At 36.8% G+C, this 20,951-nt stretch carries 24 protein-coding genes; 15 read left to right on the top strand and 9 right to left on the bottom strand.

Annotation, left to right across the window (positions count from 1 at the left end; translation table 11 throughout):
- Positions 1 to 32: 32 nt before the first annotated feature.
- From BEL05_RS09045 to BEL05_RS09005, 9 genes are all read left to right on the top strand, one after another.
- Positions 33 to 596, top strand: coding sequence for a SprT family zinc-dependent metalloprotease (locus BEL05_RS09045; RefSeq protein ID WP_028763802.1), 564 nt, complete (start codon positions 33 to 35; stop codon positions 594 to 596).
- A gap of 263 nt (positions 597 to 859) precedes the next feature.
- Entirely contained in the window at positions 860 to 1,564 is a 705-nt protein-coding gene (locus tag BEL05_RS09040; RefSeq protein ID WP_069671035.1) for an endonuclease, read from the top strand.
- Positions 1,565 to 1,567: 3 nt separating this feature from the next.
- Positions 1,568 to 2,299, top strand: a complete 732-nt coding sequence (gene rsmE, locus BEL05_RS09035; protein ID WP_069670969.1) for a 16S rRNA (uracil(1498)-N(3))-methyltransferase — start codon at positions 1,568 to 1,570, stop codon at positions 2,297 to 2,299.
- A gap of 41 nt (positions 2,300 to 2,340) precedes the next feature.
- Positions 2,341 to 3,288 (top strand): glutathione synthase, encoded by a 948-nt coding sequence (gene gshB, locus BEL05_RS09030; RefSeq protein ID WP_028763804.1) that lies wholly within the window; start codon positions 2,341 to 2,343, stop codon positions 3,286 to 3,288.
- 12 nt (positions 3,289 to 3,300) lie between these two features.
- On the top strand, positions 3,301 to 4,683 hold the full coding sequence (locus tag BEL05_RS09025) for an alkaline phosphatase (protein ID WP_069670968.1): 1,383 nt from the start codon (positions 3,301 to 3,303) through the stop codon (positions 4,681 to 4,683).
- A 140-nt stretch (positions 4,684 to 4,823) separates the two neighbouring features.
- Positions 4,824 to 5,846: a methyltransferase gene (locus tag BEL05_RS09020; protein ID WP_069670967.1), complete on the top strand. Its 1,023-nt coding sequence runs from the start codon at positions 4,824 to 4,826 to the stop codon at positions 5,844 to 5,846.
- Positions 5,847 to 6,038: 192 nt separating this feature from the next.
- On the top strand, positions 6,039 to 7,709 hold the full coding sequence (locus BEL05_RS09015; protein ID WP_069670966.1) for a flagellar assembly protein A: 1,671 nt from the start codon (positions 6,039 to 6,041) through the stop codon (positions 7,707 to 7,709).
- A 121-nt stretch (positions 7,710 to 7,830) separates the two neighbouring features.
- Positions 7,831 to 8,949, top strand: a complete 1,119-nt coding sequence (locus BEL05_RS09010; protein ID WP_069670965.1) for a site-2 protease family protein — start codon at positions 7,831 to 7,833, stop codon at positions 8,947 to 8,949.
- Positions 8,950 to 9,230: 281 nt separating this feature from the next.
- Positions 9,231 to 10,592: a site-specific integrase gene (locus BEL05_RS09005; protein ID WP_069670964.1), complete on the top strand. Its 1,362-nt coding sequence runs from the start codon at positions 9,231 to 9,233 to the stop codon at positions 10,590 to 10,592.
- 68 nt (positions 10,593 to 10,660) lie between these two features.
- Here the strand turns inward: BEL05_RS09005 and BEL05_RS09000 are convergent, their stop codons facing one another.
- The 8 genes from BEL05_RS09000 to BEL05_RS08965 form a co-directional block, all read right to left on the bottom strand.
- Entirely contained in the window at positions 10,661 to 11,050 is a 390-nt protein-coding gene (locus BEL05_RS09000; protein WP_069670963.1) for a hypothetical protein, read from the bottom strand.
- 65 nt (positions 11,051 to 11,115) lie between these two features.
- Positions 11,116 to 12,288 carry a hypothetical protein gene (locus tag BEL05_RS08995; RefSeq protein WP_069670962.1) on the bottom strand — a complete coding sequence of 391 codons (1,173 nt, stop codon included), beginning with the start codon at positions 12,286 to 12,288 and terminating at the stop codon, positions 11,116 to 11,118.
- Complete coding sequence (locus tag BEL05_RS08990) at positions 12,281 to 12,553, bottom strand: hypothetical protein (RefSeq protein ID WP_069670961.1); 273 nt, start codon at positions 12,551 to 12,553, stop codon at positions 12,281 to 12,283. Before BEL05_RS08990 ends, BEL05_RS08995 begins: the two co-directional genes overlap by 8 nt.
- Before the next feature lie 618 nt (positions 12,554 to 13,171).
- Positions 13,172 to 13,531 (bottom strand): hypothetical protein, encoded by a 360-nt coding sequence (locus BEL05_RS08985; protein WP_069670960.1) that lies wholly within the window; start codon positions 13,529 to 13,531, stop codon positions 13,172 to 13,174.
- Positions 13,532 to 13,547: 16 nt separating this feature from the next.
- Positions 13,548 to 14,177, bottom strand: a complete 630-nt coding sequence (locus BEL05_RS08980; protein ID WP_069670959.1) for a hypothetical protein — start codon at positions 14,175 to 14,177, stop codon at positions 13,548 to 13,550.
- Positions 14,177 to 14,542: a hypothetical protein gene (locus BEL05_RS08975; protein WP_069670958.1), complete on the bottom strand. Its 366-nt coding sequence runs from the start codon at positions 14,540 to 14,542 to the stop codon at positions 14,177 to 14,179. Before BEL05_RS08975 ends, BEL05_RS08980 begins: the two co-directional genes overlap by 1 nt.
- Positions 14,543 to 14,659: 117 nt before the next feature.
- A complete protein-coding gene (locus BEL05_RS08970) occupies positions 14,660 to 15,235 on the bottom strand; it encodes a hypothetical protein (RefSeq protein ID WP_069670957.1) in 576 nt (191 codons plus the stop codon).
- The gene (locus BEL05_RS08965; protein ID WP_069670956.1) at positions 15,225 to 15,455 is read right to left on the bottom strand and encodes a hypothetical protein; all 231 of its coding nucleotides are present in this window, start codon (positions 15,453 to 15,455) and stop codon (positions 15,225 to 15,227) included. Before BEL05_RS08965 ends, BEL05_RS08970 begins: the two co-directional genes overlap by 11 nt.
- Positions 15,456 to 15,694: 239 nt before the next feature.
- Here BEL05_RS08965 and BEL05_RS08960 point away from each other — a divergent pair, with 239 nt between their 5' ends.
- The 6 genes from BEL05_RS08960 (at position 15,695) to BEL05_RS08935 (ending at position 20,265) form a co-directional block, all read left to right on the top strand.
- Positions 15,695 to 17,782 (top strand): coiled-coil domain-containing protein, encoded by a 2,088-nt coding sequence (locus tag BEL05_RS08960; RefSeq protein ID WP_069670955.1) that lies wholly within the window; start codon positions 15,695 to 15,697, stop codon positions 17,780 to 17,782.
- A 209-nt stretch (positions 17,783 to 17,991) separates the two neighbouring features.
- A complete protein-coding gene (locus tag BEL05_RS08955; RefSeq protein WP_069670954.1) occupies positions 17,992 to 18,273 on the top strand; it encodes a hypothetical protein in 282 nt (93 codons plus the stop codon).
- Positions 18,263 to 18,991 (top strand): hypothetical protein, encoded by a 729-nt coding sequence (locus tag BEL05_RS08950; protein WP_069670953.1) that lies wholly within the window; start codon positions 18,263 to 18,265, stop codon positions 18,989 to 18,991. Before BEL05_RS08955 ends, BEL05_RS08950 begins: the two co-directional genes overlap by 11 nt.
- A gap of 2 nt (positions 18,992 to 18,993) precedes the next feature.
- A complete protein-coding gene (locus tag BEL05_RS08945; RefSeq protein ID WP_069670952.1) occupies positions 18,994 to 19,290 on the top strand; it encodes a hypothetical protein in 297 nt (98 codons plus the stop codon).
- Positions 19,291 to 19,308: 18 nt separating this feature from the next.
- The gene (locus BEL05_RS08940; protein ID WP_069670951.1) at positions 19,309 to 19,584 is read left to right on the top strand and encodes a hypothetical protein; all 276 of its coding nucleotides are present in this window, start codon (positions 19,309 to 19,311) and stop codon (positions 19,582 to 19,584) included.
- Between the two features lie 339 nt (positions 19,585 to 19,923).
- The gene (locus BEL05_RS08935) at positions 19,924 to 20,265 is read left to right on the top strand and encodes a hypothetical protein (RefSeq protein ID WP_069670950.1); all 342 of its coding nucleotides are present in this window, start codon (positions 19,924 to 19,926) and stop codon (positions 20,263 to 20,265) included.
- Between the two features lie 163 nt (positions 20,266 to 20,428).
- On the opposite strand, the gene BEL05_RS08930 is transcribed toward BEL05_RS08935, so the two are convergent.
- Complete coding sequence (locus BEL05_RS08930) at positions 20,429 to 20,803, bottom strand: hypothetical protein (protein ID WP_069670949.1); 375 nt, start codon at positions 20,801 to 20,803, stop codon at positions 20,429 to 20,431.
- Positions 20,804 to 20,951 lie beyond the last annotated feature (148 nt).

Below are 20,951 nucleotides of genomic sequence, written 5' to 3'. Positions count from 1 at the left end.
TAGCCGTTAGGGCGCGCTAATTTTTGGTTGCCATGTATCATCGTTTAAAAACATTGTTTAGCCCCTCCGCAGCTACGGCGCCTAATCAGGCTTGTGTAACACCTCAAACAGCGAATCAGCAGCGGCTACTTGAACAAGTAGAGCGCTGTTATCAAATTGCCGAACAGTCACTCAATCAACGCTTTCCTCGACCAGAGATCAATTTCAAGCTTAGAGGGAAAAGTGCAGGAACCGCGCACTTACAACTTAACAAACTCAGGTTTAACCCGGTGCTGCTTGAAGAGAACAGCGATGAGTTTTTACGCCAAGTCGCTCCCCATGAGATCTGCCATTTACTCGCTCACCAGCTCTACGGCAGAGTGAAGCCCCATGGCAGAGAGTGGCAAGCATTAATGGTGAAACTGTTTTCTCTCACGCCCCATACCACTCACAGCTTGAATGTTGAGTCTGTAGCAGGGAAAACCTTTACCTATCGATGTAACTGCGGACCGATTCCGTTAACGATTAGAAGGCACAATAAGGTACAACGTGAGCAAACCCAATATCGCTGCCGAAAATGCAGACAAACACTCAGTTTTATCGGTGACACAGATTAACCGATCGCCGTGGGTAACTGATGGTTAATCTTGCTTCAAATACTCCCCTTCCCGTAGAATCAGCCTCTAAATAGTCGCAGTACTATTCAAGACCTTGGTCTATGCCTGCTAACCGTTATTTTAGCCAGTCAGCCTACGCATCGCGTTAATGCGCAGGAGGATGCATCGGCATGAGGGATAAACCAAGCAATACGTTTTAGGGAACCATTTTGCCAAACACCATATTAGCTCCTTATTGGAGCCGCTTTTGTGCTGCCTTAGCACTGCTACTTGTTGTCGTATCCGGCCATGTGTCGGCGTCTCACCCAACCAGCTTTAATCAAGCCAAGAAAATCGCTCGTACTATGTACGCTCAAGAACTCCCAACAACCAGCTTTTATTGCGGCTGTGATATCACCATTAATCAAAAACAGTGGCAGCCTGATTTCGCCCGTTGCGGTTACCAAGTAAGAAAGCAACAAAAACGCGCCAGCCGCATCGAATGGGAGCATGTGGTACCGGCGTGGGAGTTCGGACATCAGCGTCAATGCTGGCAGCAGGGAGGACGTAAGAATTGCGGCCGCTCCGATAAGCAGTTCAAAAAAATGGAAAGCGATCTGCACAACCTTGTCCCAGCTATTGGTGAAGTCAATGGTGATCGCAGTAACTATCGTTTCAGTCAGTGGAACGCCAATCCACAGCAGTATGGGCAATGCGCCATGGTCATCGACTTTAAATCTCGAAAAGTAGAGCCACCCAGCTATACTCGTGGCCGCATCGCTCGTACCTATCTTTATATGCAGCAGGCTTACGGCTTAAACATTGCAAAAAGTCAGTTAAAACTCTTTAAGGCATGGGATAAAACTTATCCAGTTGATACTATTGAATGTCAGCGAGATGTGGCGATAGCGAATCGCCAAGGCAATCACAACCCATTTGTACAGGCTCAATGTCAAAAATTGGCCGAATTTAAACAAACTGCGGAGTAGCAGATGAGAGTTCCAAGAATCTATCAGGTGGGTGAATTAACCCCTTCTCAGGTTATGATGTTAGACAGTGAAGCCGCAGGTCATGTTGGCCGTGTTTTGCGTATGGGCCCTGGCGAACAACTCGAACTCTTTAATGGCGATGGCCACAATTATTTGGCAGAAATACTTAGTGCCAGTAAGAAAAATGTCGAAGTTAAGGTCTTAACTCAAACAACCAATGACAGCGAGTCGCCGTTGAACTTGCACCTTGGGCAGGTGATCTCTCGAGGTGACAGAATGGACTTTACCATTCAGAAGTCAGTAGAACTTGGGGTGAACAGCATTACGCCGTTATTTTCTGAGCGCTGTGGCGTTAAGCTCAGCGGTGAACGCCTGGACAAAAAGATTCAACAATGGCAAAAAATCGTGATCAGTGCGTGTGAACAATCTGGCCGCAGCCAAGTACCAGAGATCCGCCAAGCTATGACACTCGAAGCCTGGTGCGCCGAGCAAAGTGATGCACTCAAGCTTAACCTGCATCCACGCGCCTCGCATGGTATCAGCGGCCTGGAGTTAGACACCACTCGGGTGCGCTTACTTATCGGCCCTGAGGGTGGATTGTCTGACACTGAAATCAACATGACAGAGCAGTATCATTTTACCGATGTACTGCTTGGCCCTCGAGTGCTGCGCACCGAAACGGCCGCGCTGACAGCGATCAGCGCATTACAACTTAGATTTGGCGATTTAGGCTAGTCGGCCTAAACCACCCAACAGTCACAATAAGGACACAGCAGATGATTAAGCTTGGCATCGTGATGGACCCCATCAGCGACATCAATATCAAGAAAGATTCTAGTTTCGCAATGCTACTTGCCGCTCAGTCTCGTGGTTACCAACTTTACTATATGGAAATGAAAGATCTTGCCATGGTTAACGGTGTCGCAATGGCAACCATGAGCCCATTAAGCGTGCAGCAAGATGAGCAAAGCTGGTACCAACTAGGTGATGCCACCGATACGCCACTGGCAGAGTTAGATGTGATCCTAATGCGCAAGGACCCACCATTTGATACAGAGTTTATCTACGCCACCTACATGCTTGAGCGCGCAGAAGAACAAGGCGTACTGATCGTTAACAAACCTCAAAGCCTACGTGACGCCAATGAAAAACTATTTACCGCTTGGTTTAGTGAGTTCACGCCTGAAACCATAGTGACCCGTGACGCTGCCCGCATCCGTGCGTTTTATCAGCTAAAAGGCGACATTATTCTAAAGCCACTGGATGGCATGGGCGGAAGCTCTATTTTCCGCGTGAAAGCCAATGATCCTAACCTTGGGGTGATCATTGAAACCTTAACCAATCATGGTCAGCAATATGCCATGGCTCAAGCCTTTATCCCTGACATTACCTCAGGCGATAAGCGTATTTTAGTGGTTGATGGCCAACCTGTACCCTATAGTTTGGCGCGCATTCCACAAAATGGCGAAACCCGTGGCAACCTTGCCGCTGGCGGACGCGGTGTTGCCCAGCCATTGTCTGAAAGTGATTGGGCAATTGCCAATGCCATTGGCCCTGAGCTCAAAAAACGTGGATTAATCTTTGTCGGACTTGACGTGATTGGTGACAAACTCACCGAAATCAACGTAACCAGTCCAACCTGTATTAAAGAGATTGAAGCGGCCTTTGATGTCGATGTCACGGGTATGTTGATGGATGCCATCGAAGCACGCATTAGCGCGTAAAACGGAGCCTAGATGAAGTTAAGTAATTTTGTTTCAGCAACGCTTGTGTCACTTTCGCTACTCAGTAGTGCGAGCTACGCCAATATAGGCTCTCCCACTGATGCGCCAAGCAGACCTAAGAATATCGTCATCATGGTCGGTGATGGAATGGGCCCATCGTACACTGCGGCTTATCGTTACTACCAAGATAACCCGAGTACCCAAGAGGTTGAACAGACAGTATTTGATAGGCTTCTTGTCGGCAGCGCGAGTACTTACCCTGCGGCAGTCAGTGGTTATGTCACGGACTCAGCAGCGGCAGCAACGGCGTTAGCGACTGGGGTAAAAAGCTATAATGGCGCCATCTCTGTCGATGTGGACAAACGCACAATTCCAACCCTGATGGAGCTGGCTAAAAAACGCGGCATGAGCACAGGCGTTGCCGTGACAGCACAAATTAACCATGCCACTCCCGCCGCTTTTCTCAGCCATAATGAAAGCCGCCGTCATTATGATGCGTTAGCACAGAGCTACCTTGATACCGATGCTGACGTTTTACTCGGTGGAGGGCAGAAATATTTCCCAGAGACCTTGTTAGCAAAGTTCACAGATAAAGGTTATCAGTACCTATCTGACTTTTCCCAGTTGGCAGCAGTCGAGCAGCCTAAGGTGATTGGACTGTTTGCCCAGGTGCAATTGCCTTGGGCCATCGATGAACCAGATGCCCAACGACTCAGCACCATGACGCAGAAGGCATTGACCCTGTTATCGCAAAATGAGCAAGGGTTTGTGTTATTGGTTGAGGGCAGCCTTATCGATTGGGCTGGGCACAACAATGATATCGCCACTGCCATGGCAGAGATGCATGAGTTTGCCAATGCCATTGAAGTGGTTGAGCAATACATACGCCAAAACAATGATACCTTGTTGGTCGTCACTGCCGACCATGATACTGGCGGATTGTCGATTGGCGCCAATGGCGACTACCGCTGGGATGGCCAGCTATTGAAAGCGGTGCAAGCGAGTCCAGACGCCATTGCAACCTCAGCCATCGCAGTGGATGATTGGCAAAGCCACGTGGCACAACAACTTGGCTTTACCCCCACAGAGGATGAAGCTCAACAACTCTCTAATGCGCGAATGCAGGGACAAAAAGTCCTAGATGGTGCCATAAAAACCTTGATCGATGCGCGCACCAATACTGGCTGGACTTCAAGTGGCCATACAGGCGTCGATGTGCAAGTGTTTGCTAGCGGGCCGGCTGCAAGCTTGTTTCATGGTCATCAGGACAACACAGATATCGCCAATAAGCTGATCAGCTTGCTACCCAAAAAAGCGCCAACAGCAAGCAACCACAGTGCCCCATCAAAATCAGTAGCTCCTGCCAAGGTCGAAACCGAAGCGCTACTGCCATAGTACACTCACTTTGTCCGGCCTCACGTAATCTCGATTTCGTGAGGCCGAATTTGAATCACGACAACAGACAAACAAAAGATTTCAGTCAATCAAGTTCCATGCGCTATAATCCGAGCAAATTCCCATGCCAGTGATTGTTTGTGCTTTCTAATCCATCTCAAGTTGTTTTAAGAAATAGTGGTTTTCTCGAGTCGAAAGATATCTTGCTCCTCAATCATGAAGCAGATCTGCTCGCCAAGGATCTACTCGACACGGCCAATCATGTCACGGCGCTCGCATTAGACTACAATCACTTTTTGCACCTGCAGCCTTATGCTTCAGAAAAACTCGTCACACATTTTGGACACCAGTTACCCAACGACAATCAATTTGACTGTGTGGTGCTGTTTTATCCCAAATCGAAAAGTCTGGCGCCTTACTTAATCAACCTCGCGGGTTTGTATCTTAAATTAGGTGGCCAGCTGATCATTGTCGGCGAAAATAAAGGCGGCGTGCGCTCCATAACCAAGCAAACGCCCGCTTATTTTGATGCAGCCAGTAAGCGAGACAACGCGCGTCACTGCTTACTTTACACCACAGAGCTCATTGCTGACGCCCCAGAGATAAAGTTAGAGGATTGGGTCAATCGCTACCGTTTAGCGACTCCGCAGGGCGAAATCACCATCTGTAATCTGGTAGGCGTATTTAGTGAAAAACGCCTCGATGAAGGGACAAAACTGTTATTAGAGCATCTGCCTAGCTTATCTGGCCGCGTGCTCGATTTTGGTTGCGGCGCAGGAATCATTACTGTCGCACTGCTCAAGGCACACCCCCATCTTAACGTCGACTGTGTCGATATCAACGCCATGGCGCTCGCCTCTTGCGAGATGACTCTGGTCGCCAATAATATGGGGGCTAACGTCTACCCATCAGACGGCCTACGTCAAACATCAGGCCAGTTCGATGGCATCATCTCTAACCCGCCTTTCCACGACGGACTGCACAGCGCAACCCATATTGCCACCGACTTTGTTAAAGACAGCGCCGAAAAGCTCAATCATCATGGTCAATGGCATATCGTCGCCAATCGCCACCTTCCCTATAGTGATGCAATCGCCAAATACTTCAAAAAAGTGAATATCACTGCAGAAAACAACAAATACAAAGTTTACTCAAACACTTAGCTCTTGCCGACAAAGTAATCTATCATTTATGATGCCAGAGGCGAATGATTCTCTCTGGCGACAGTGACTAATTTGACTAGGTAATCGATATAGCTTAATTACCTCATTAATAAAGACTTCATAGGTCAAACTTTATGCTGTTATACTCGGAGAACTATATCTAATAATAACAATATTACTTCGGAAACAACTATGCTGGATCCTGGACTCATAGAGCTAAGTAGTGATGGTAACTTGGCTGAATTTAAGGTAATTCCTAATACTCATGGGCCACTCACTGTGGACGCAATTACCGAACTACTGTCACTTCCCGAATTATGCCAACTTTTCCCACGGCAAAATGTTATCGATAAAGCGGTAATACAGGTTAATCAATTGATTGGCCAAGATGATGGTCAATATGAGCAGTTTTTCGAAATTGCCGAGCGCAGAGACGGTGAAATTACCCTGACCATTGCTGAAGATAACATGAGCGCAGAGATGAGTTTGTCAGCGCCATGGGGCGGAAAAACTGTCACCTTACCCGATATATTAAAAGCCCTAAAAGCCAATGGTATTGCCTTAGGGCTAAGCAAACTCAAGATTCAGTCACTACTCAAACAACTCGAAACTCTCGAGCCCGGCCAAACATCGAGTGACACTATCGCCCACGGAAAGCCCGCGATTAATGGTACAAATGCCTTTATTGATCGAAAAGTGCCCCTTGCTAGGGAGCGTCTATTGCAGCCTCAGGAGCGAGCTGATGGCACAGTTGACATGCGTAATCTGGGTGAAATCATTATGGTTAAACCCAATGATACTTTGATGGTAAAAATCCCAGCCACAGAAGGTGTGCAAGGCTATGACGTCAAAGGTAGCGTCCTACTTCCTGTGCCAGGCAAAGATATCAAGATGACCGCAGGCACTGGCACCGCGTTACTAGACAGTGACGCTAATACGCTTATCGCAACCGTATCAGGCCAACCCGTTGAAACTAAAACCGGTATGCAGGTTGATGACGTATTACAGATTAAAGATGTCGATGTGGGCTATGGCAATGTCGACTTTAAAGGCAGTATCTTAATTACTGGCGATGTCCACGAAGGCATGGTCGTTAAAACCACGGGTGATATTACTGTGATGGGCTTCGTCGACTCTGCCCACTTAATTGCCGATGGTGATATCACAGTCAGCAAAGGGGTTATTGGACGACAACTCAAAGACGACCAGCTTTCTACGACGCTGGAAGCAAAAGGTCAAATTTCAGCACAGTTTGTGCAATATTCAAACTTAAAGGCTGAAGGCGATATTTTGGTGACCAAGCAGTTACTACATAGCCATTCAGACACCAACACCACACTTACCGTCAGTGATGCTAATGGCCGCAGAGGGGACTTAGTGGGGGGTATCGCAAAAGCCGCTAAAGGCATTAAAGCGGTCATTATTGGTGCTACCGCTGGCACTAAAACCGATATTTACTGTGCCATGCACCACGGTGAGCTTAAAGAAACCATGAAACAGCTCGATCAAAGCGTCAAACTAATGGTCGTCGCTAAACTCAATATCGAAGCCAGTCTTAATAAATTGCCACCGAAATCTGAATGGCAAGATGATGAACTCATGGTTGAACAAGTCAAAGGCATGCTAGAAGAAAAACGCCGAATTAATACTGAGCGCAGCAGAGAAGAGCTTGAGTTTAATACCATTAAACAAGAGGTCGACGACTACTATCAACATTATCGTATTGAAGCCTGCAAACATATTTTTGCCAATGTTGAAATTCATATCGGCCCCGCTTTTAATCGTACTCAAAGAGAACATGGCCCCTGTATGGTATTTAATGAAGGGCAAGAAATAAGCTTTGATTACAGCAATCGTAAATAGCCGACACTCCTGTGTTTTCATAAAAAACGAGGCGTAACATTCAGTTACGCCTCTTTTATTTTCAGGTCATTTACAGGCATAATTCAGCCTAATATGACCCCACATACTCAAGAGATATTACGTGGAACTACTCCGGATAGACTGTTTAGGTAAAGAGCTGCGCCTAGAAGGCTCAATGGCAGGCTGGCAACAGCTCTATTGGGACAACCAACTTGTCTCGGTAAAGCAAGCATCAGCAAATAATGAAGGCTTAAAAAACCATGAATTTGAGCTAAAAGCACAAGCATCAAATACTGAAAACCCGCAGCAAGTTGATGCAGTCTCGACAATAAAAATCACCCTAGAGGTCGATCTACGCTGGCAACCTTTTCACATCGATTATCGGTTACTTAACGGCGATGAACTGCTCGAAGAAGGTCGTCGGGAGACAAAAGATATTGAGCGCCAAATACCAGTCCAGCCCGTCGAGGCACCACGTAAGTTCAGTCTTATAGGGCTCGCTTCATTAGGCTTTAAACTGTTAAAAAGCGCGAAAATAATCAAGGTGGTTTTAGCTGGTGCAAGCGTTGCCGCATACTCCTGGTTGTTTTCGTTTCAGTTTGCTCTAGCTCTGATTGCCTGTTTGGTGTTCCACGAATATGGGCACATCAGAGCAATGAAGTACTTTGGTATGAAAACCAAAGGGATCTATCTCATCCCATTTATGGGAGGACTCGCCCTCAGTGATGAAAAAATTAACACTCGCTGGCAGGATGTGGTGATCTCAATTATGGGCCCCACATTTGGACTGTTCATGTCTATCGCCGCGCTCGTTGCTTACTGGATCACTGGGAACGTGTTCTTTGCCGGGTTGGCGGCGTTCAACGCCCTACTCAACCTATTTAATTTACTGCCTATCCTTCCTTTAGATGGTGGCCACATTCTAAAAAGCATCAGCTTTTCCATGAACAGCGTACTGGGGTTGATCGCCTGTGTTGCTGGCGCGGCTATCGGCGTGTTTATTAGCTACACCTTAGGGCTAGCACTGCTGGGATTTTTACTGCTCATTGGTAGTTTGGAGATCGTATTTGAGTGGAAAACACGTCACCAAAGTCACCTGCTGCCGTTAGATAGGTATGGGCAGCTGTTTTCTGCGGTGTGGTATCTGCTGACGGTCGGCGCGCTAGTCGCTATCATTTGGTACTTTGCTGGCAGTGGTGACGATATGTTGGGCTTGCCGCTGAAGATTTTACAGAGCTAATACTGTCTTAACGAGGGGGGAATTACCTCCCTCTACTATTACGGTCAATAAGTAGTTTAAAATTTCAGGCATAAAAAAACCTGCTATATAAGCAGGTTTTATCTCTCAAAAAAGAGTATTTGATAATGGTACCGAAGGACGGACTTGAACCGTCACTCCCGAAGGAAACGGATTTTGAATACATCATGCTTATAATTATCCAACACTAATTCAACGTGTTATGATGCATTCTATTAATCATCATTCCACACTTCATTCCATATCAAGGAAATTTTAGAATTATGAAGATAGATAACATCATGGATAATTTACTCGAAAAAATGCTTGATGGTGACTTTAAAATCACTAAACACAATAAGATCCCCGATACCAAATTAGTTGTTATAGAACAAAATTCTAGCAAATGGTGGGTTCAAGTACCAACCCCACCAGAATTGGGCTTACCTCACAATAGAAAAAGACTATCAACAGGTATCAAAATAGAAGGTAAAAAGTCATTTTTAGAGGCTTGTAGATTTGGCTTGAGACTAATCTATAAAAACGAAATTCTAGAAACTGAGGGAATGCCACTTTTTGAGCTAAAACCTACTGTAAAAAGTATTGCTCTAAAAGTTATAGAAGAAATAAAAAACTTAAAAATAAAGAAAAAAACACATACAGATTATATTCGAGTTATCGAAAAAGAGATAATTCCACAACTAGGAAATTTGTATTTTAAGGATCTAGGCATAAGAGAACTTAAAGAGTTTTTTAATAATAAAAAAGCAAAATCATCAACTAGGATCACGATAACAAAAACAGCATTTGAAAAAATGTTTGATTACGCTATTGAAAATAAAATAATTCAACAAAGAGATAAGCCAGAATTAAATAAGATAAAAATAGAAAAAGAAGAATCAGAAGAAAAGGTAATTTTCAGAGAAAGCGATTTTGAACTAATTAATAGTAATATAAATAGTTTTATTGATGAATCACCAAAGGCTATTGTTAAGGAAACTAGAATATTATTTAAATTCTATATGAACTTCCTCAAAACAACAGGGATAAGGGCTGGAAAAGAAGCCACTGGTATAAAATGGAAGGACTTGTTTATATCGAAGTCAAACAAGGAAAGAATGGTAATATCAGTAAAAAAAGGGAAAATGGAAGAAAAAAAGAAATCGAGAGAGATAGCGATTGATAAAGAAACAATTGAAAATTTAATAAACTTATTAAGATTCAAAGTACCTTATAAAAATGAAATGTATGCAAAAGTATTAAGAAAAGATCATACCAAAAGTCCAATCATGGCAAGTGATTTGATGGTTGAGCACAAAGGGTTAATTGAATTTATAAAGGACTGCAAAATAGAAAATGAATATATATTTTCAAGGAAAGATAAAAAAATCCCAACTTATGAAAGCACCTTTGCACAATTCAAAAACTTTATTGATGATAGGTTTTCGGATGATAACTTAACCCTGTATTCATACAGACATTATTTTATTACTGATAGATTATTGAATAATGTTGAGATTTATAAACTCGCAAAATATTGCGGAAATTCAGTCGAAATGATTGAAAAACATTACTCGAAGGTCACTAGTAGACTAGCATCAGAGCATGTAATTAAAGATCTTAATTTAGATATATTTAAGATATAACGAATTATATAGATAGCAAAAAGGGGCTATAAAGCCCCTTCTAGATACTATTTTTAAGTTATTATAACTTAACCAGCTTTTACTAATTCAGCCGCAGAATCTTTGTATTTTTTCGGTAATTCGTCATACTTATAAATGGTGTCACCTGATTCACGATGCGAAGAGACAGATCGCCCTTTTACCCAAATTACTTGATCGTCAGAGATAACAAAACTTTGATTTTCAAGTTTGTTATTACGTGGTTTACGTGGTGCTGCTGTAGCTTGAGAAGGTGCAAAATCCTCGATACTAAGCCCTTGTTCACTCATCATTTTTAAAAGATCATCCGATGGTAATTTTAATGCGCTCATGCACTCAGTTAAATTTTCATGCGCTTTAATCGCGTCACCAACTTTTAAGCTTGAAAGAGCTTCTTTTAAAGCAGCTTTATTTAATAATACAGTTTTGAAATCAGCCATCTTTAAGCATCCTTTTTATAATTAATTTAAATTATTATAATGTAGTTTTAAAACCAAAACAATTTTTAATCTAAAAATGGAATTTCTTCTAAAGAATCAGGACTTAAATCTATATCATCACCTTTTTCCCAATCTTCTCTAGTATCTAAAGCTTCATCACTTTCTAAAAATTGAGCAAGTTGATCAGAATTATCTTCTTCAATATCATCAACAACAATACTAATATTATTATTGGCAATTGATTCTTCTAACGCTTTCATCGCAGCAATTTCAATTTTATTTAATTCTCTTTGTTTTTCTTCTTTTTTAAGCTCCTTCTTGTGTCTAGTTTGTTTTATTATATAGTTGTCTGCTTTTTCGTTATAAGACCAAGTTAATAAAAAACCACATTCAACCAAAGCATTAAGATAATCTTTAATATCTTTTTTAGATACATCATCATGTTTTTCGTAATTATGTGATTCTGATTCATCCTCAAAATTAAGATATGTTATTGAATGCCCTAATACCTGCTCTAAAGTAGACCTTTTAAATTCTGTTATAGTAAAACCATCTTTGTTTTTATAATCAATAGAATTCAGATAAAAATAAATCTTTTTAGCTCCGAATGTATGAATAGTTTTATATTCATCAAGAGTGAAAAAGGTTTCACGCTTTGAACGCTCAAGAAACTTAATTAAATTTTCTGGAAAAGAAATTTTATAAGTTGTTTTTGCAGAATTCCCTTTCGTGTAAACAATTTCATTTATTAGACCTGTGATTATTACTTCTTTTTCGTCTTTAATATCAAGTTGAAGAGTTACCCCTCTCAGTCTTAATAATGCGGTTTTAAAGGCGTGTCCAAGCTTGTCGTTTTTAAACTGTTTAATACTAAAAAATTGTTGAATCTCTTTTAATGAAACTTCAATTTGTAAATTAGAGTAAGATATTTTTTCATTTATAATTTTATTATTTAACTTTTGGAGCAAAAAACAATAAATCAAAAATTCTTTATCCATGTTTAAAAATTCTGAGTTTATAAGTATTCTACAAGTTCGATCTGACAACATTCTGTTTTTATCATTTAAAACATTGAGACACTTACTTTTATTATCAGAGCCTATTATATTATCATCATCACGCTTTTCATTATTATAATTAATAGCAACTGGTGCATACGCAGCAAATAGTAAATACCAGTTGATAAACAGAACATCGTCATTTAGATGAGTATTGCTAATTTTAGTTGGCTTATCCATTTGCTAACTCCCTTCTTTTGTCTTTGTCATAAAAAGAGTATTCAAATACACCAAGCTCTAAAATCTTTTGGTAAACAGAATTTACATTTTTAAAATTTCTTGATTCTGCGAAACCAAATTTTAAAATTGAATATTTTTGGTTTAATGAATCTATCACGTAGAACCAAAAAACATCATTCTCTTTGTACACTGTTGCTTTTTTAAAAAATGAGTCCCTGCTCATTTTCTTTAAATCTTTTTCTAATATTAAATTTATATTCGCCATTTTAATCTCTCCATAATATTAACTTAACAAAAATGTAAATCTTGTCAAGAATTTATTATAAAATTTAAAATTTATTAGATTAATTTAAATTTTATAAAGTTTTTTAAATCTCTATCATTTTACAAAGATAGTATTTTTAGTTGGAAATACAGTGAAATTATAAATTTTTATTATTAAAACAGTTATTTATTGGAGTTAATGCAATACAAAACATAAAAATGGTTCGGTCAGGTTGGGATTCGGATGCAGTCAGGTTGGATTTTGGGTGCGGTCAGGTTGAAGAATCTAGGTTTAGCCCAGACACAGCAAGCATATAGAGAAAAATAATACCCTTTAATACTCTTAATACCTAAAAGCTTTTTTCTGTGTTTGTTTTTACTGGAAAATCTTGATTTTGTTTGATTTGTTTTAAATTTCGATATATTTGATATGTAGAACTTAAAATAAGACCGAATTAGCCCGTTTTTAATATCTTCCCCCTATAAAATAAGAAAACGCCCCAGAAGGACGTTTAATACTACAAAGTAAGTTAACACTAAAAAGGCTAAATATTTAAAATTGGAGTTCACAATAGAAAAAGTTTAACTTAATTTAAAAATATCATAACTTTTTTTAAGATCAACACCTTTTATTAACTTCAATAATAATATATGGAATATCTTCACGTTTAAATTTTGAATTCAGATTAAGCCAAGTCGGTTTTTTGGGTAAAATATGGACTTTATTGCCCGAACCAGTAATAAATTTAGCTCCTGTTTTGTATGATTTGTCACTTGGAAATTCCCACCTCCCTATGCAATTGTAAGTGATTTCTAGAGGTCTGCCATTAATACCTATTGTTTCAGTTTTAGACCCAATTAAAAGACTTGCTTTTGAGTCAGGGTGAAGTGTTTCATCATAGAAAAAAGCCCCTCCATCAGTAGCTTGACAATTGAGTGTAAAAATCAAGCTTAAAACTATTATTATATTTTTATACATTTTTAAAATTCCTTTTTTATAGTGATGCTATCTCTTTTGCAGTGTTTAGTAGCATTTGGAGGGTGTTAGGCATATCAATTATTAAAGATGAGCTTATTAACATTATTATTATTTTTCCGTATGTAGTATTTGAAGTTCCTTCAGCAGCAGCTTTAAAGAGAAATATTGCCTTCACAAAATACACTAGGCCCACAAATTGCATAATTAAAAAAAAGTTATGCGCCTTTTTATTAAAAGTTTCTAAAGCTTTAGTTGTGCTTCTTTCTTCAATTAAATCTCGCATATCTTTAGTAATTTCAGAATTTGAAGCATCAAAACATTCAGCATCATGCTTGTTAATACTATTACCCGTTTCATTATTCATAAAACAATGCCCCGTACTTGAGCTATTAACAGTTACAACAGCCATGTTTATTGAGCTTTGAAGCCCAAACAATAGACTTGCACCAATCATTACAGCAAGAACAGAACCTAAGCTATTTCGCGGATCATTTGGATTTTTTGCATACAGAGTTAATTTTTTAATTCCATGCAAAAACAATACAATCCCTAGTGCTAAACCTACATAATACGTTAGCTCATAGCCGTATGTTGCAATTGCTTCAAAGCCAGTTAATTGTGTAGAAAAATCTTCTGTAACTTCCATTAGCACATACTATTTATTGTTTTAATAACAGTAGCTTTATCTTCATCTCTAACACTTGACCATTTAGCAATAACATGAGGTTTAGAGCTATACGAAGTGTCAAACTTTGTATCAATCCACTTACCATTACAAACTACTTTGAATGTGTAGCCCCACGTCCATGTACTTACACTGAATGTTTGAGCTTTTTTTAAGATTTCAGCTCTTGATTGAGGCGTTAAATAATCATAAAAGTAAGCTTCGTCAGCGACTATTTGTTTTGTGCAAAATATCATTAAGAAAGCACCCACAAATGCTAGTAAATGCCATTTATCCCATTTTAAGAAGTCATAAAACCAATTAATCATTCCTTTTGTTTTTTCCATTTTTAAATTCCTTTTTATTTTTGTTGTTATCCATAATTAAAACAATATGTCATTTTTGACATATTTCAAGTTCAAAAACTATTAGATAGAAATAGAGTATTATTTATTACCTTTTTTCTATTTCTTTTTTTCTTTCCATTTTTTGCCTTTAGGTTTTAAAAACTTAATTTCATATTTTTTAGTATCAAGATTGCACTTTACAAAACTAAACTTTTTACTCATATCACGAAGCAAAAACTGATGTTTCTCCTCGATTTCAGACACATTTTCAAATTCTAGAAATTTAAGAAACTCTAATTTTTTATAGATTTCTTGCCCTAGACTTTTTAAATTTCCTTTTAGCTCAAGTTGCTTTTTTATTGGCAGCAAATTATAAAAATCATCAATGTAATTTTTTATCTTGAAAAATAGTGCTTTAAGTTCCTCACAAGAGCGTTTTTCATTAATATAAAAAATTAAAGATTGTTGTTGCTTGGTAAAAGAATCACTAAATTTATTAGCTTCTTCAATCGTTGTTACAGCATAATTATCAGGCGTATGCAGCATTTCGTAGAAAAGTATTTGATGTTTTTTCATGACATATAAAAAATCGTTGTAAACGTCTTTATCAGTTGAATAATCGAATTGCTCACATAAGTTATCAAAAGCTTCATTAATTTCATCATGAGTCAATTCATGGACATTATTTTTCATTTTTCGCCATTCCTTTTGATAATCGGTATAGCTTTCTAATCTCGTTAGAAAATTCTTTATCGTCTTTTATTAACTCTAATAAATCTTCATCATGACAATTGGCAGTAAAATCATGTTCAGTTAACCTATGAAATAAATCATCAGCTTTATCTTCATCAGTACAATAATCTTCAATCAATTCTTGAATTTCGTTAAATACTTTTTCAAATTTCAATTCCATTTTTAAATCTCCTTTTTATGTTTCCTTACTTTTAATTTACGACACATTAAAAAGAAAACAATAGCTACTAAATAAAACCATTTAGCTTTTGATTTTTTTATTATTTTTAATACAGTTGAAAATATAGGAACTAAAACCTTTAAATTCTCCTCGCAGGCTTGGTTAATTTGTTTTAGCTCTACCGAGGGTTTAAATCGTTTCCTATATTTTTATATTTTAATTAACAAGGATTGTTAAAAATGGAAGACAACAGATCACAACTACAAAAAGATAATGATGCTAAAAGGCATGAGGACAAATTAAAGCAACTTGCGAAACAATCACAAAGAAGATTAGACGCACAAAAGCGAGCAGCACAGCAAGAAGAAAATCAATTAAAAGCACTTAATGAAAATTTTGAAAATGAGCTAAAAAAAGCTGCTAAAGATGTTGATGCGTCAAAATACAAGACTAAATCAGCAAGACAATTGATAAACAATTTTAAGCACCGTCAGCCGATAGATAAAGCTTTTAATAATGCTGTTAAAGGTATGTTTGCTAAAAAAGGTATTACCCCAAAAAAGTCTATTACAGCCCGTTTCATGGATATTAAATACAATGCAAAATCAAGCGGTAAAAACTCCTTTGGTACAGCATTCAAGAGCAGTTTAAACCATAGTATTAGACGAGAAAAAGCCAATTCTCAGGAGTGGTGGGACGATTGCCAAGATCTTAATATGTTTTATTATGATGGTAAATATTATAACAATTCAGAGTTTGAACAAATCAGGGAAGAAGTGTATCAAACCCTTACCACCTCTAAAGATGAAGATATTAATAATACTTCTGACGCTGAAAACAAAGAAGCTGTAAAAAAATATAGTAAATTAAGAAATTCTTATAAATCTAAGCTTTTGAAGCTGATACCAGAGCACGAAGAATTTAATGAAATAATCAAGCAGTTGGAAATTAAGGATAATAAATTATTCTATAGTTTCACCCCATCTATACAAGAGCTAACAGAAAAGGCGAAATTAATACTTTTCAAAGAGCTAGATAGTATTGATATGCCTGATAAGCGTAGGGAGTCTAAAAAAGCACTTTTAGACAGTTTTATAAGTCATCGTGATTCACATATAGAAGCACTAACACAAGCTGATGATAGAGTTTTACAATCGACTAGAACAACGCTTTATGTTGAAAACAATCTAAAAATCCCACATTCCAATCAGTTTGTCGATTTAGACCAGAAGCAATATATAGATTGTATTAGGTCATTTTACAAAAAGAACTTTCCAGACAATAACCTAAAGCTTTGTTGTCTACATTTTGATGAGTCTAAGATCAACCCAATGGTAAACGGCACTTACCAGAAAGAACTTAACACAGGCCACAATTTACACACAATAATTGATGCTCAGTGTAACAAAACAGGTAAATACAATTACCGCGAAAAGCTGATCGAGTTTGCCAGGAAAAACCAATCGGCACTTAATGAAAAGTACGGCTTAAACTTTAACATTCCAGAAGATACTAATGAATTGACAGATAAAGAATTTATTGAAGTAGGACAAATTTTTCAAATGAAATATGCCCTTCATTTGCAAGTAAACCTTTTCAAAACTAAGTATATGTTTAACTTTGTCGATGAAAAAAACAGACAAAAGCACAACTATATAAGATCCATGCTAGAACAGCATTTACCGCTAGAACTTAGGGATTTTAACAGGCAATCAATGCTACTTAATACAGAAAATGAATTAAAAGAGAACATCAACACTCTTGATCATGATATCCAAAATAGAAAAGACAATATCACTCAGTTAGATTCTAGTGTTGAGGAAAAACAAAAGGAAGATAAAAAACTTGATAAATCTATTGAATCTAAAGGCGAACAGAAAAAAGAACTTTCTTCTGAAATTTTCGGAATGTTAGGAAAAAAAGATCAACTTAGTACAGACATTGAAAATCTAGAAAATAAGGCTTTAGAACAAGCTTTAACAAAAGTTGACGCTTGGATGAAGAAAATCAAAAACGGTAAAAATTCAGACGGTTTTACAGCACTTTCAGCAAGCGCAGCAGTTAAAGCAATTGATAAACTTGCAGAGACACAACCAGAAATTGCTGAACAAGTAACTAAAACAGCGGTTACTTTTGAAGAGAAGCAAGAAAAGGCGATTGAAGAACACCTTAAAATCTCAAACAAAGTTAAATCTAACATTGATTATAATTCTGATGATTTAAAACAAATCGAAGAAAATCAAAAGCTTTGTATTCACAATAAAGATCCGCAAAAGTGTAGAACATGTTCAGCTAAAGGCGGCACAGGCTCAAAATTCAAAATATAACAACTATCAGTTGTTACTCACCATTTTTAATTCTAATGCTTAATCTATTTTTATTATTATATAAAACACTTAAAGATTAAGCATCATTATATTTTTTAAACTTTAAAATCAATTTAAATTAATTATTTAACTTTAAATTAATAACAACTGGAAGTTGACATTAAAATTTTAACAGTTATTGTTTAAATAGAACAAACAAGGATAGAAAGGTGAATATAAAAAACATACATACTATTTTAAATATAATAATAGATTTTAAATTAACTACTACAGAGATAAGTATATTTCAAGATGCTTTATTATTAAGTCAATCAAGAAATGATTTTTCTTTGAATCGCCACCATTTAAGATTCAAATCAGGCGAAGTAACACAACAAGCTATTTCTAAATCAATATCTAATCTTGAGAAAAAAGGGTTATTGATACAAATCGGCAAGCATGGAAACCAGATCCAACACAAGCTTTGTGAGGGGGTTTTCAATGTCCAATAATCTGATAGAACAATTCAACTTTGAACATTTATGTAGAGTAGTTCAACACAAGAACGGTAAACAGTATTGTCATACTAAAGGTATTATTTACAGTGATTTACATAACAAGTTCAAAGAATTATCACAAACTGTAATTGATAATACTAATTATCATATTGTTTTTAACAACGAATATTATTTAAGTGATATTACTAGTTTTCTAACAGTTTACATTAATGATTCAAATAGAAATATTGATCTTGCTATCTCTATCAGCACACTTCAAAACATTAAGTATTTAGACGCAATTCTTGAGCAATTTAACGCTAAAGATTCTATTGAAGTATATGAGCTATTCAGTGATTTTTTTGATTCTAATAATAATGAAAACGGGCGTGATTTAATCATCCACGCACTCACAGAACAGTATTTATTATTAGATTCAGAAGAAGTGCAAGATACACTTGAGAGCTTTATTTCTAGCTTCTTAAACTCAAATTACTTACAGAAAATAAAATCATTCTTTATTGAAAATTATAATATTCAGGATTTTACAGACGAATCACTAACAGACTGTTTGTTATCATGTTTTGAAGATAATTATTCTTTTGAAAAGGAAATGATTAACTTTTCAGATTCACATGATTTTAGTGAAGTAGAACAAGAAATATCAGAACTTAGTTCAGAGCTTAAACAAGGTAGTCTAACCAACAGAAACAAACTAAAAAAAGGATTTTAAAAATGAGAATTTACAAACAACCAATTTCAAAAAATATTGACGCCATTTGTCATATAACGAAAAAAAATACCAATATAAATATAATTTATCACGTTTCAATTAATGAAGTTACAACAGTGATTTGTGACGAGCTAGAAATTGAAATCAATATGACTGATAAAGATAGTCACGAAGTAGATCACTATATGATCATTGGTAAAAACAAAGGTGAATTTGTACTTTATTCAAAAACTGACAACGCTTTTTTAGACGAAGAAGCATTTAAAAAATTAAGAATCAATATCAAAACAAAAAAATAACATAGGATAAAAAGCAAAATGAAAAATTTAATATCAGATCTAAATGATCATTTGGAATCAATAACAAGTAGCAACAGCAGTTACAGAAACAGAATATTTTCAACATTACAATGCTTAAAAATGGAGCAACCAACATTGCATGAAAATTTTGAAGAGTTACAAGAATTCTGGGAAATTCTTACAGACATGTCGCATTTAATACAACCGCACAATCTCAAATTATTTTCCGCTATAAATCAGGTGCTTCATAACGAAAAAATTAATATGGAAATAGAAAAAATAGCAAAAGGATAAAATAAAAATGACTAAGCTAACGCACTACGCTTGTTTACTCAAAATTTCAAACAAAACAAGTTTATTCAAAATTTTCGAGTTCCATTTTAAAAATAAAAAATATTAGTCCAGCTTTTGCTGGATTATTAGATCAGAAACGCTATAGAAAGCTCTACAACAGACTATCAACCTTTTTTAATGCAATCATATCAAACCCTTTTATCTGGTTGTATTAGCTCTTGTTGCCCTTCGGCAGAGCTTTAAAAGATTATCAATAAATAATTATTTAATTTTAAATACATATTGATTTATATGTAACTTTTGATATATTTATAGATACGAATTAAAAAGGAGTTAAAATTGTTAAATCAAGAAGAAAAAACACAAAAATTAATCAATGGTGCAAGCTTGATGTTAAAAGCTTTATGTCACTCAAGAGATAAAGAAACAAAAATATCAAGATCAGATTTATTAGTATTGGAATTATTAGTTTATTATCCAATGTATTCAAATTTAAGCTTTACCGAATTCACTATAAACCAATCAGAGTTTATAGAATGTTATAAAAATGAATATAAAACAGAAATTAACCAAGGAAATCTATCAAGATCATTAGGTAGGTTATTAAAACATAGCGTTTTAACTAAAACAGACGATAATAAATATTATATAAGTTTGTTTAAACAGTTTTCAAAAAAGTAAGATCTAAATAAACGATCAATTTCAATATAAAATAAGATCTAAAACAGATCTTTATTTTTTATGATCACCTCAAATTCTCCAAAATTAATTGGATTATAAACACCTCTAAAAAGCCCTACAACAAGCCATTTTTGACTAGGGCTTTAACTGATTCAACTATAGATTAATATAGCTTTAAATCAGCCTTGAAGCCGTCATACATTACAAGAAACTTTTCTTGCTCCGTATCCCATTGCAGTGCTACATGGTCAAGCTTCGAATCTCCAAAGTAAACAGTACGTGAACCGCTATCTTCCGCACCCTCAACTTTTGTGGGTGTGCAATTCTGATTCATAAACACTTGTGCGTATTTCCCCATGTCCTGCTTGTGCATATTCTCACGATTACGAATAGGATCAGCATAGGCGTATTGCTCTGCTTCTTTCCAATTCATACTAGTAACAGCCTTACAATAATTTTTAGCAATATCTTCTACAGAATCAGAACCACACGCAGTTAATAAAGCGGTTAGTGGTAAAGCTAATAATAATTTTTTCATCTTTTAAATTTCCTTTTAAAGTTAATTATCTTCTACACTTTAAATATATCAAATTTGATATAAAAAGCAATACAAATTTAAACAATAAAATAAAATAAATCAATATATTTTTTAATAATATAAACGATCAAAAACAATCACTTTAAAC

Origin of the sequence: Shewanella colwelliana, from assembly GCF_001735525.1 — a bacterium.
Classification (GTDB): Bacteria; Pseudomonadota; Gammaproteobacteria; order Enterobacterales; family Shewanellaceae; genus Shewanella; species Shewanella colwelliana.
This window is presented reverse-complemented; position numbering and strand designations above follow the sequence as displayed.